This window comes from Rhodobacter ferrooxidans, assembly GCF_000176015.1.
Taxonomy (GTDB): domain Bacteria; phylum Pseudomonadota; class Alphaproteobacteria; order Rhodobacterales; family Rhodobacteraceae; genus Pseudorhodobacter_B; species Pseudorhodobacter_B ferrooxidans.
Genome location: NZ_ACYY01000006.1, coordinates 101,172 through 113,758, shown reverse-complemented (window position 1 = coordinate 113,758; position 12,587 = coordinate 101,172). Strand labels below are relative to the sequence as shown.

General features: G+C 70.2%; 4 protein-coding genes. 1 reads left to right on the top strand and 3 read right to left on the bottom strand.

What is annotated here, in order from left to right; translation table 11 throughout:
• Positions 1-1,209, top strand: a complete 1,209-nt coding sequence (locus RSW2DRAFT_RS06360; RefSeq protein WP_008029184.1) for an efflux RND transporter periplasmic adaptor subunit — start codon at positions 1-3, stop codon at positions 1,207-1,209.
• Here RSW2DRAFT_RS06360 and RSW2DRAFT_RS06355 read toward each other — a convergent pair.
• The 3 genes from RSW2DRAFT_RS06355 to RSW2DRAFT_RS06345 are packed head-to-tail and all read right to left on the bottom strand — an operon-like array spanning position 1,206 to position 12,513.
• On the bottom strand, positions 1,206-1,679 hold the full coding sequence (locus tag RSW2DRAFT_RS06355; protein ID WP_008029182.1) for a hypothetical protein: 474 nt from the start codon (positions 1,677-1,679) through the stop codon (positions 1,206-1,208). The genes RSW2DRAFT_RS06360 and RSW2DRAFT_RS06355 overlap by 4 nt on opposite strands.
• A complete protein-coding gene (locus RSW2DRAFT_RS06350) occupies positions 1,676-3,835 on the bottom strand; it encodes an efflux RND transporter permease subunit (protein ID WP_008029180.1) in 2,160 nt (719 codons plus the stop codon). The genes RSW2DRAFT_RS06355 and RSW2DRAFT_RS06350 overlap by 4 nt, the downstream gene beginning before the upstream one ends.
• A complete protein-coding gene (locus tag RSW2DRAFT_RS06345; RefSeq protein WP_008029178.1) occupies positions 3,832-12,513 on the bottom strand; it encodes a type I polyketide synthase in 8,682 nt (2,893 codons plus the stop codon). The genes RSW2DRAFT_RS06350 and RSW2DRAFT_RS06345 overlap by 4 nt, the downstream gene beginning before the upstream one ends.
• Between the last annotated feature and the right edge of the window lie 74 nt (positions 12,514-12,587).

Genomic DNA, 12,587 nt, shown 5'->3' with positions numbered 1-12,587 from the left:
ATGGTTGCGGGCAAGCGGATCGGCATCGGAGCGGCGGGCGTGGTGGCACTGGCGGCACTGGTCTGGGCCTTGCTGCCCGACCCGGTGGCGGTCGATCTGGTGGCGATCACCGTGGCGCCGATGGAGGTGACGGTGGCCGCCGAGGGCACGACGCGGGTGCGCGACCCCTGGACCGTCACCGCGCCGCTGACCGGCACGGTGGCGCGATCACCGGTGCAGGTGGGCGATGCGGTGCGGGCAGCGGAAACCGTGGTGGCGGTGATCGAACCGGCGCAACCGGCGTTTCTGGATGCGCGAAGCCGCCGTCAGGCCGAGATCGCGGTGACCGAGGCGCAGGCGGCGGTGCGGCTGGCGGAAGTCAACCTGAACCGCGCCAGCGCCGACCACAGCTATGCCGTGGGCCAGCTTGCCCGCAACCGCACGCTGGCCGCCCGCGGCATCATCTCGCAACGGCTGCTGGAAGACAGCGCGCAGGCCGAAGCCACCGCCTCGGCGGCGCTGACATCGGCGGAGTATGAGGTGCAGTTGCACCGCGCCACGCTGGCGCGCACCGAGGCGCAGTTGCAGGGCCCGGAAGCCGGGGCCGATGCCGCCGATGATGCCTGCTGCCTGCGGCTGACCGCGCCGCTGAACGGCACGGTGTTGCAGATCGAGGCGCTGGATGCGCGGCTGGTGCAGGCGGGCAGCCCCTTGCTGACCATCGGTGATCTGGCCGATCTGGGGATCGAGACCGACCTTCTGTCCTCGGATGCGGTGAAGGTTTCGGTGGGGGCCGAAGCGCATGTCGAACGCTGGGGCGGCGCGGGGGTGATTGCCGCCAAGGTGCGCCGCATTGATCCGGCGGGGTTCACGCGGGTCTCGGCTTTGGGCATCGAGGAGCAGCGGGTGAAGGTTCTGCTGGACATCCTGACCCCGCCCGAGGCGCGGGCAGGCCTGGGCGACCGCTTCCGGGTGTTCGTGCGCATCGTGGTCTGGTCCGACGACGCGGTGTTGCAGGTGCCGCAAAGTGCGCTGTTCCGCGATCAGGGCGGCTGGGCGGTGTTCCGCGCCGTTGCGGGCAAGGCGGTGCTGACGAAGGTTGAGATCGGCCAGCAGCGCGATGACGTGGCGCAGGTGATCGCAGGGCTGGAAGCGGGCGCGCAGGTGGTGGCCTATCCCGGCAGCGGCGTTGTGGACGGGGCCAGCATAGCGGAACGCAGCACCGATTAAGGGTTCTGACGCTCCAACCGCACTTGCAGCAGCACCGGCTGGCCGTCGTTCTGCGCATTGATGGCGAAATCCAGCGCCTGATCCTGTTGCCGCAACTCCACCGTGCCGAAATCGGCGGTGCCCAGCGTCAGCACGGCCCCGTCGATCACGCCGCTCATCTGCTCGGGCAAGCCCCGCGGCGGATCGAAGCGGTTCTTCGCCTGCACCGCCCCATCTGCGGCCTCGGTCAGTTCCAGCGAGAAGCTGTCGGCACCTTCCGAGGTGGCACAGCGGCCGATCACCAGAATGTTCAGGTTGATGGCGGTGCGAATCTCGACCTTGCAGCCCAGCCGCTGCGCCGCCGCCCCCGCCTTGGTCAGCGTGCCCGCACCGCGCCATTGGCCGGCGAGGTCTGGCAGGTGCAGCGTGGGGGCCGCAGCGGCAGGCAGCGCAAGGCCAAGGGCCAGAACGAACGGCAGGATAGATTTCATCGCAAACTCCATCGCATGATCCCCGGCAGCAGCAGCAGGCTGGACACGCAGACCAGCGTCAGCGCCAGCACCACCAGCGTGCCGAACACCGTCACACTGGGGGTAACACTGAACGCCACCACACAAAAGCCGCCCAGCAGCAGCACGGTGGTGGTCAGGATCGGCGGTGCGGCCTCGGCCAGCGCGATATGGATGCGCTCGGCGACGCTGCCCGAGGCCAGCCGGTAGTGGTTCAGCACGTGGATGCCGTTGTCCACCGCCAGACCAAAGGCCACCGTGGTCGCCACCGCCGAGGTCAGCGTCACCTCCTGCCCCGACAGATACAGCCAGCCATCGACGCAGAGGATCGGGATGACGTTGGGCAGCAGCGCCACCAACGCCAGCCTTGGTGAGCGTTGGCTGGCCCAGATCACCAGCGTGATCAGCAGAATCTCCAGATAAAACCCCCATTGCAGCTTGGTGATCAGCTTGGGCACCGCCTGCACCAGCATCAGGCTGTAGCCGTTGATCTGCACCTTGTCGGCCAGCCCGGCGGCGGCAAAGGTGGCGGTCAGATCGGCTGCCGTGCTGACCAGCCGCGCGCCGCTGTCATCGGCGGTCAGCGACAGCGGCAAGTCGTAGGCCAGTTGATCTTCGGCCACAAAGCGGCGCAACACCGCGGCATCGGGGGCCTTTTGCGCCCAAAGCTGCAAGGCGGCGGTCACGTCGTCGCTGCTGTGGTAAAGGATGCCCGCCACCTGCCCCAGCAGCCGGCGGTCGGCATCCGAAAGCCCCGGCTGACCATCGGCATCGGCCACCACGACCTGCAGGCTGTCGCTGGCCAGCCCCAGCCGCTCCAGATCGCGCAGGGTCTGAATGACCGGGGCCTCGGGGGCGATATGCTCGGACAGGCTGTAGCCGGTGGGAATGACATTCTCGACCCAGATCAGGCCCGCCATCAGCAGCGCCACCCCCAGCACCACCTGCCGCGGATAGCCCGCGACCTTCTGGGCAAGCCGGCGCAACGGGCCGAACTTCGGCAGCCGCGCGCCCAGCCGGTGCTGCGTCCCGCCCACCAGACTGAACAGCAACGGCAGCATCAGCACCTCGGCACTGAAGGTCAGCAGCATCCCCATGCTGCCCGAGATCGCCAGATTGTGCAGCGCCGGGGCCTGCACCACCAAGAGGCACAGAAAGCCGACCGAGGTGCTCATGTTGGTCATGAACACCGCCGGAAAGATCTGCGACAGCGCCTTGCGGGCGGCGGCGTCGGGGGGCGCGCCCTGCGCCTGCGCCTCGGCCTGTGCGGCCACGGCGCCGGTGTAAAGATGGATGCAGTCGGAAAACGCCAGCACGATCAGCACGATCGGCACCAGCGCCATGAACTGATCAATCGGCAGATCGCGCCAGCCCAGCCAGCCAAGGAACCACAGCGTTCCGGTCAGGGGTGGTGCGCCGCAGATCAGCACCGCCCGCCACGACCCCAGCAGCCAGAAGCTGATCGCCAGGCACAGCACAACCGAAGCCGGGATCAGCCAGACCTGATCCTGCACCAGACCCGAGGCGGCGGTGCGGCTCATCTCGTTCAGCCCGGCGGGGCGCAATTGCAGGCCGTTGTCCAAGCCCTTGGCAATGGCCAGAATTTCCGCCACCAGTGCGGGGTTGTCGGCCGCAGGTTCCGGCATCACCAGCACCAGCGTGGCGGACAGGTCGGCCGAGATCATCTGCCCCGCCATCGCTTGCCCGGCCCGCAAGCCTGCCAGCCGGTCCGCCGGTTCCAGCGCCAGCGCCGCGGGCGTCGCAAGCCAGGCAACCCCCGAATCGTCGCTGGCAGGCAGCGCCAGGATGCTCAGCGTCGCCGCCACCCCCGGCGTCAGGTTCAGCTCTATCAGCAGATCCTGCAGCGCGTCCAATTGCCCCGGCGCCGCCAGCGACCCGGCATCCGAGGTCACCACGAACACCTCATCGCGCGAGAACGGCACGAAACGGCGTTCCAGATCGCGCCAGGCGGTGAAGGCGGGCGAATTGCCGTCCAGCAACGCATCCATGTCCACCCGCGCCCGCACCCCCTGCGCCTGCCAGGCCGCCAGCGGGATCAGCAGCGCCAGCACCAGCGCCACCAGCCAGCGGTGCGCCAGCAAGCCCGCCAGCAGCGCCTGCGGTGAAAATCGCCTCATGTCGCGTCTCCGAAGCCAAAGCCATGCCGGACCGCGGCAGCAGAAATCGTGTCGATCTGCGCCATCCGCACCTCGCCCAGGGCAAAGCTGCCCGGGTGATGCTCCAGCCCCAGCAGGGCGGTTTCGGCCATGCAGGCGTAAAGCTGGTTCGGCGGCAGTCCGAACAGGGCCAGATCACAGGCGTTGCCCGGGGGCAAGGCAATCCGCCCGCCCTCGATCACCAGGGCATCGGGGCGACGGGCGGCCAGATCGGGGGAAACATCGCCCGGCACCGACAGATCGACCACCACCACCGGGCCGGGGCCAAGGCTGTCGGCAAACAGGATGGGCGTGCTGGTGTTGGTGGCGGTGACGATGACGTTGCAGGCGCGCAGTGGCCCCAGGCTTTCGGCCAGTTCGATCTTCGGCGCCGCCCGCCCGGCCGCTGCGGCATCTGCCCGCAAGGTCGCGGCCATCGCCTGCAACCGCGGCAGGCTGCCCGCGCGCCCCACCAGCACCATGTCGTCAAGCTGCACCGCCAGCCGCCGCAAGTAACTGCTGCCGATATTGCCCGCAGCCCCCACCACCCCCAGCCGCAGCGCCTGCCCCGGCAGATGCCGCGCAATCGCCGCCTGCACCGCCGCCACCCCGGCGGCGATGGTCAGCGCATTGCCGGTGGTCAGCCCGACATTGCTGTGCAGCCGGGTGCCATTGCGGCTGACAATCGACAGGAACCCGCCTAGCCCGGCGGTGCGGCAGCCCGACGCCTCGGCCATCTCCAGCGCCTGCTGCATCTGGTTCAGTATCGGCGCGGTGCGGCCCTGCCGCATGGCGGTTTCGATCATCAAACTGGTGGCGAGCAGCGTCAGGAGATGCATTTCCACCGCCGCCCCGCTGGCCGAGACCAGCTTTTGCACCGCCGAAAGCGTCGGCGGCACGATCGGCGCCAGCCGCGCCACCAGCGCCTCGCAGGCCGCATCCGACAGCCGCGCCCAGGAGGCATCCCAACGCCGCAGCGACGCCGGATCGGCGAAATGCGAAAGAAACGCCACGCGCGGGGTGTCGGGGTCGGCTATGGCCGGTTGCAGCGGGGCCGGGGCGGGCCAGGAAATGCTGCACTCCAGCCACTCGTTGCGCTGCAGCAAATGGCTGGCCAGATAAGCGCCGTCACCATGCTGCAACGCAGCAAAAGCGCCGTCCAGCGCCGCGATCAGCCGGTCAATCTCGGCTTCGGTGACGTAGGCCGCGGGTTGCAGCCGCAAGGTATCGGGCGCCGACAGGCTGGTGGCGACGCGGATGCCGTGGCGCAGCAAAAGATGCGAGCAAACCAGTTGTCCCAGCCCCTGATGCTGACTTGCCTGCCCGATCAGCCCCGGCTTGGCCGAAAGATCGGCCAGTTGCACCGCCTGCATCAGCCCGACACCCCGGATATCCGCCACCACATCGGGGTGCCGAGCTTGCAGCATCTCCAGTTTGCTGCGCAGCATTTCCCCGGCCCGCTGCACCCGGCCCGCGGTCTCGCCCTGCCCCAGCCGCAACGCCGCCAGCGCCACCATGGACGACGGCGCGTCCTCACCGAAGGTCGAGCTTTGCACGATGCCGAAGCCATCGACATAGCGTTCGCTGCGGATCAGCAGCGCCGAGATTTTAGCCAGCCCGCCACCCAGGCTTTTGCCGAACAGGTGGTAGTCACCCAGCACCGGCGCCGCCGACAGCCCGCCGCAGCGCCAGAAACCGCATTGGATTTCGTCGAAGACCAGCGGGAAGCCGTTTTCATCGGCAAGCCGGCGCATCTCTTGCAGGAAAGCGGCGTCCAGCGGCCAGACCCCGCCCTCGCCCTGCACCGGCTCGGCAAAGATCGCCGTCACCTGCGACAGCGGGCCATCGGCGGTCTGCAAGGTTTCCTCGGCCAGCATCGCCCGCAGCGCGTCGGGGTCGTTGCGCGGCAGCAGCCGCACCCGGAACGCCCCGGCTTTGATCGGCGCCAGCCGGAAATCGGAAAGCGCCAGCGCCCCCAGTGTCTTGCCGTGATAGCTGCCCTCGACCGCCAGGAACACCGGGCGCACCTGCGCCGCCGCCGGATGGCCATGCAGGCGGCGGCGCTGCTCGGCCCAGGCGTGCTTCAGCGCCGCCTCCACCACCTCGGCGCCGGTGCTGGCCAGAAGCGTGGTAAAGGCCTGCGTGCCGCCGCCCAGTTCCACCGCCAGCCCCCGCGCCAAAGCCTCGCCCGCCGCCGGATGCGCGCCTTGCGCATGGGTCGGGTGCTGGGCGGTCAAGCCCTGTTGCAGCACCGCCACCAGCGAAGGATGGTTGTGGCCGAACAGGCAAGAGCCATAACCGGCTACGAAATCAATCACTTCGCGGTGCTGACCGTCGATGCGGCCCCAAAGCCTTGTGCCCAGGGCCCGGTCATATACCGCGTCCAGCTTCAAGGCCGACAGCCGGGCGGCAATGTCGGGGCGCAGCTGTGGCGGGCCGTCGGTCGCAGGTTCCGGCATTTGCGGCAGCAGGGTTTCGGGCCGGTCTGCGAGCGGCAGGGGATTGAGGCCCGGGTCGGCAGCGGGTTCGGCTGCGGGCGCTGCGATTGCGCCGGGGCCAGCGGTTTCCGCCGCCGCCAGCAGCAGTGCTGCCAGATCGTTCAGCGTGGTGGCAGCACCAATGGCATCCATCGGAAAGCGCAGGCCAAGGTCTTCCTCGACGCTCATGCCGAACTCCAAGCCGGCCAGACTGTCGAACCCCAAAGCCTCCAGCGGCGCCTCCAGCGCCAGCGTTTCAACCCCCTGCCCCATCACCCGCGCCAGCCGTTGCGCCAGCGCCTGCGCCAGCGCCGGGACGCGGGCGGCGGGGTCCAGCGCCATCACCTCGGCCAACAGCGGCGCGTGGCGAGCACGCGGTTTGGCGGCACCGTAAAGGCCGCGGCAGATCGCAAGACTGGCCAGCGGCGTTGACTCTCCGGCGGCAAACCGCGCCACCACCACCGGCCCCGGCAGCGCCATCGCCTTCAAAACCTGCGCCAATCCGTCCTCGGGCAGCAGCGGGCGCAGGCCAAGCCGGGTCATCCGCGCCAGTGTGGCATCGTCCTGCAAGGCCATGCCGGACTGCCACGGCCCCAGCACCAGCGCCTGCCCGGCCAAGCCCTGCGCCTGCCGCCGCGCGCAAATCGCCGCCATCGCCGCATTGGCCGCGGCATAGGCCATCTGCCCCGGCGAGCCCAGCAGGCTGGCCACCGAACCAAGGCAGACAAAGCTGTCCAGCGTCAGCCCCTGGGTCGCCGCCTCCAGCGCCAGCGCGCCGCCGACCTTGGGTGCCCAGACCTTGGCAATCGCCGCGGGCGTCACCTCGGCCAGCAGCGCGTCGGCCAGCACGCCCGCCGCGTGCAGCACATGGCGGACCTGCAGCCCGGCCTCGTCGGCCTGCGCGATCACCGCCCGCAGCGCCGCAGCATCACTCACATCGACCGCCGCACAGATCACCGTCGCGCCACCCGCCCGCAGCGCCGCGATCTGCGCCTTTGCCGCGGCAGAGGGCGCCGAGCGGCCCAGCAGCACGAACCCCCGCACCCCATGCGCCGCCAGGTGCTGCACCAGCCCCAGCCCGATGGCGCCAAAGCCGCCGCTGACCAGCGCCGCGGCAATGCCCCCTGGTGCTGCTATCGGCGCCGGGCCAACCGTCAGCACCACCTTGCCAATGTTGCGGGCCTGCGCCATGTGCTGAAAGGCTTCGGCGGCATTCTCCAGCGCGAAATCGCTGTGCGGCAAGGCATGCAACCGGCCATCGGCAAAGGCCGCCAGCACCGCCCGCAACAGCCGCTGCCCCTCGGCCGGGCGCAGCGCGAACAGCAGTTCCATGTCCAGCGCGTGCAGGCTGACCGAGGCGTGAAAGCCGCGCATCGGCAGCGGGCTGTCCTCGACGATATCGCGCTTGCCGATCTCGATGAAGCGCCCGAACGGCGCCAGCAGGCCAAGACTGGCCGGGATCGCCGCCCCTGAAAGCGAGTTCAGCACGATATCGACGCCACGGCCTTGGGTGGCCGCCCGCACCGTTTCGACAAAGCTCAGATCGCGCGAATTGCCGACCGCCAGCACACCAAGGCCCCGCAGAAACGCCTGCTTTTCGGCACTGGCGGTGGCGATCACCTGCGCGCCAAAGGCATGGGCGATCTGCACCGCTGCCAGCCCGACCCCACCGGCTGCGGCATGGATCAGCACGGTGTCGCCCGCCGCCAGCCGCCCCAGATCGACCAGCGCGTGGCAGGCGGTGGTGAAGGCGATGGGGATGGTGGCGGCATCTACCATGCTCAGGCCCGCGGGCATCGGCACCACCGCCGTCGCCCGCGCCAGCGCATGCGTGGAGAAGGCGCTGGAGGCCACGGCCAGCACCGCATCGCCCAGTGCAAGGTCGGTGACTCCGGCCCCCAAAGCCACGATCCGGCCCGCACATTCATCGCCCAGCCACAGCGGCATGCCGGGGCGGTTTGGGTAAAGTCGCAGCGATTTCAACACGTCACGGAAGTTCAGCCCGGCAGCCTGAACCGCGATCAGCACCTCGCCGGGGCCGGGAGTGGGGGCATCGGCGGGTTGCAGGCTCAGGTTGGCAATACCGCCGCGCGGCCCGGCGATCAGGCGGCGACTGTCGCCACGCGCCGGGCCGGGGCGCCAGCCGGTCTGCGGCAGCGCAAGCGGTGTCAGGCGGGGGGCGGCAAGCGTGCGGCCTTGCAGGACCTGATCCGGCTCGTCGCGTCGGGTGGCGGCCGAGGCGAGGGCCTGGCGGATCGCCTCGGGGTCGGCATCGGCGGGCAGAACAAGGCCGACGCAGGACAGATCGGGCGCCTCGTTGCGGATCACCCGCAGGGCGGCGCGCAGGGCTTCGGCCTCGGGGCCGGGGGTGGCGGTGCGCAGGATCAGCAGCAGGTGCGGGCGCGGCGTGGTGGCCAACAGGCGGCGGGCATGGGTTGCCAGATCGGCCAGCAGGTCCGGCCCCTGCCCCGCCATTTCCGCCGCATCCGCCAGCAGGGCGACAATGCGGGGGGGCGGGTCGGGCATATCCGCACCGATACCGGGCGCTTGCAGCAGCGGTGCCAGCGTGGTGGCCAGCGCCTGCCCCGCCAGCGGCAGCAGCCACCAGCCGGTGTTCCAGCCCTCCGGTTCCACCAGAGGCGGCAGGGGAAGAAGTTCGGTGGCAAACAGCGGCCCGGTGGTGGCGGCAGCGTGACCCATATCCAGTCGGCGGATCGACAGGCCGCCCAAGGCCAGCCCGACCCGGCCCGAGGCATCTTCCAGCGTCAGATCAAAGGCCTTCAGGTCGGGGAAATGCGGCCCCGGTTGCAGGGCCAGACGCACTGCGGCCGCGTTGGGCAGGCTACCTGAAAGCTGCAACCGGGCGATCGACACCGGCACCCACAGGCCCTCGGCAGCCTCGCCCTCGGCGGCGCGCAGGGCGGGGGCCAGGGCATGCAGGGCGGCATCCAGTTGGGCGGGGTCGATGACATGGCGGGGCCAGTCGCCGGGGCTGGTGACCGTGGCGCGGGCCTGACCGGGGCAGAAATCGGCGTGGCTCAGGCCGCGAAACGCCGGGCCATAGTCAAGGCCGCTGTCGGCAAGCTGGGTGTAGAGCGCCGCCCCGCTCAGGCTGTGGGGCAGGCTTTCGGGCAGCGGCAGGGGCTGCGGCAGCGCAGCGGGGTCTTCCAGCAGCCGGGCCTGTGCCAGCAGTTTTGGCGCCCCACCGTCACCCGGAACCGCCGACAGGGTCAGCGCCCAATCCCGCTCGCCGCTGCGCAGACCCTGCACCACCAATGTGCCGGTCTGCGCCTCGGCCAGCGGCAGCATCGCCGGAAAACGGATGTCGCGCAGGTCCAGATCGCCGGGGCAAAGCCGCCGCGCCCCGGCGGCCAGCAGGTCCAGATAGAAGGCCGCGGGCAGCACGGCGCGCCCGGCCACCCGGTGCTGCGCCAACAAGGCCAGCAAGGCCGGGTCGGTGAGCGGTTGCCGCAGCAGCACTGTCGCATACTCGGGCCCAGACTCGGGCCCAGACTCGCGCCCAGACTCGGGCCCAGTCTCGGGCACAGGCTCGGGTGTCACGGCATTGGGGCGCAACTCGATGCCCGGGCCGGGCTGGAACGGCTCGAACCAGACGCGGGACCGGGCAAAGCGGTAGGGCGGCAGGTCGGGCAGATCGGCAGCGCCTGCGGGGCACAGATCGACCGGCAGGCCGCGCTTCCAGACGGCGGTGAGGCCGCTTTGCAGCCCCGCCGCATCGGCCCGACCGCGCGGCAGCGCCGGGATCACCGTCAGGCCGGCCTCGCGCAGCCAGGGGGTCAGTTGCGGCTGCGGTGCGATCTCGATGCAGGTGGCGATGCCGCGGGCCACCAGCGCCTCGGTCGCGGCGCGGAACAGCACCGGGGCGCGGACCTGTTGCACCCAATGGTCGGCGCCGGGCACCTGACCTGCGGCAATTTCGGCACCGGTGACGGTGGAGATCAGCGGAATTTGCGCCGGGTGGAACTCCAGCCCTGCGATTTCGCTGCGGAAATCGTCGAGCATCGGCTGCATCAGCCGCGAGTGGAAGGCGTGCGACACCGCCAGGGGGCGGGCGCGCAAGCCGCTGGTTTCGGCCAGATGCTGCACGCCGGCCAGCGCATTGGCACAGCCCGACAGGGTGACATTGCGAGCGGTGTTGCGGCCGGCCACCTCGGGGGCATCGGCGGCGGCGCCGACCTGCTCCAGCACTTCGGCCAACTGCTGCGGATCGCCGGTCAGCGACAGCATGGCGCCGGTGCCGGGGGCCTGCGCCATCAGCCGACCCCGCGCCAGCACCAGCCTCAGGGCAGTCTGGTCGCTCATCACCCCGGCGATGCAGGCGGCGACGATCTCGCCCAGCGAATGACCCAGCACCACATCCGGCCGCACCCCGACCGCGATCCAGCGCCGGGCCAGCGCCAGCTCGACCGCGAACAGCGCCGGTTGCGCAAGGGCGGTGTCGTCAATGCCGGGGTCAGCCTCGGTCAGCAGCCGGGTCAGCGACCAGCCTGCGGTCTGCCGGATCACCGCGTCACAGGCGGCGATGCTGGCGCGGAAACCGGCATCCTGATCCAGCAGAGCGGCGCACATGCCGGGGAACTGCGCGCCCTGCCCGGCAAAGCAGAAACCGACACCGCCGGTGGGGGCGGCGGGAACGTCCGGCATGGTGGCCAGCCGGTCCAGCCCGGCCAGCAGGCTGTCGCGGTCGGTGAAAGCGATGGCGGCGCGCAAAGGGTGGCCAGAGCGGCTGCGGGCGGCGCTGGCGGCGAGGGTGGCTGCGGGCAGCGCCGGGTTGGTGCGCAGCAGCGCCGCATAATCGGCGGCGGTGTCGCGCAACAGTTGGGCTGCGTGGCTGGAGACCGGAAACACGCCCATTTCCAAGGCCTTGGCCGGGCGGGGCGCCACAGCTTCAAGGATCACATGCGCATTGGTGCCGCCGAAGCCAAAGCTGGACACCCCGGCCCGCAGCGGGCGGTCGGGGCGGTTCAGCGGGGTGGCCTTTAGCGCCAGATGCAGCGCGGCACCCTCGGGCGGCAGGATCGGGTCGGTCAGCCCCGGCAGCGCGGGAACCGCGGCATGGCGCAGGCTGAGCACGGCTTTCAGCACGCCCACCAGCCCCGAGGCGGCCTCCAGATGGCCGAAATTCGGCTTGGCGCTGCCGACCACCACCGGGGCCGCGCCATAAACCGCCGACAGCGCCGCCAGTTCGGTGGCATCGCCGATGCGGGTGCCGGTGCCATGCGCCTCGATCAGATCGACCGCATCGGGCGGCAGCCCGGCATCGGCAAGTGCTGCCTGCATCACCGCCTGCTGCGCCGCAACCGTGGGGGTGGTGATGCTGAGGCTGGCGCCATCCTGATTGACCGCCGAGCCGCGCAGCAGCGCCTGCACCCGGGAACCCGCCCGCCGCGCATCGGTTTCCCGCGCCAGCACCAGCATGACGCAGCCTTCGGACCGCACATAGCCATCCGCGGCTTGCGAGAAACTTTTGCAGCGGCCATCGGCGGCCAACATCCGCGCCTTGGAAAACGAAATCGTCGAAAGCGGCGACAGGATCGCATTGACCCCGCCCACCAGCGCCAGATCACATTCGCCGCGCGCCAGGCTTTGCCGTGCCAGATGCAGCGCCACCAGGGCCGAGGAACAGGCGGTATCGACCGCCATGCTCGGCCCGTGGAAATCGAAGAAATGGCTCAGCCGGTTGGCGGCGATGCTTTGCGCCGAACCAAGGCCGGAATAGGCGTCGATCCGCAGCACCTCGCCATCCAGCAACTGCCGCTGCATGTAATCCGAGGTCGAGATGCCGACGAAAACGCCAGTGCGGCTGCCCTTCAGGGCGCGCGGGTCGTGACCGGTGTTTTCCAGTGCACTCCATGCGGTTTGCAAAAGCAGCCGCTGCTGCGGATCGACCAGCCTTGCCTCGCGCAGCGACATGCCGAAAAAGCCCGGATCGAACTGGTCGATGCCGTCCAGAAACCCGCCCCATTTCGGGTAGTTGTGCACGCGCGAGCCGGTTTCCAGGGCGATCTTTTGCCGGGTGGCCCAGCGTTCGGGCGGTGATTCGGTGATGGCATGGCGACCTTGCGCCAGCAGCGCCCATGCGGCTTCCGGGCTGTCTGCGCCGGGCAGACGGCAGGCCATCGCCACGATGGCGATCTTGTCGATGCCGAACCCCCTGCCCATCACGATGCCGCTGCCACCTGCCGTTTTCCCCGGCACCGGGCAGCCGCGCCCCCCCTTGTGCGACTCGACCGGCC

Bases quoted from the DNA above. Each gene is read 5' to 3' on its own strand.
- RSW2DRAFT_RS06350 (WP_008029180.1), bottom strand. From the start codon at position 3,835: ATGAGGCGATTTTCACCGCAGGCGCTGCTGGCGGGCTTGCTGGCGCAC.
- RSW2DRAFT_RS06355 (WP_008029182.1), bottom strand. From the start codon at position 1,679: ATGAAATCTATCCTGCCGTTCGTTCTGGCCCTTGGCCTTGCGCTGCCT.
- RSW2DRAFT_RS06345 (WP_008029178.1), bottom strand. From the start codon at position 12,513: ATGGGCAGGGGGTTCGGCATCGACAAGATCGCCATCGTGGCGATGGCC.
- RSW2DRAFT_RS06360 (WP_008029184.1), top strand. From the start codon at position 1: ATGGTTGCGGGCAAGCGGATCGGCATCGGAGCGGCGGGCGTGGTGGCA.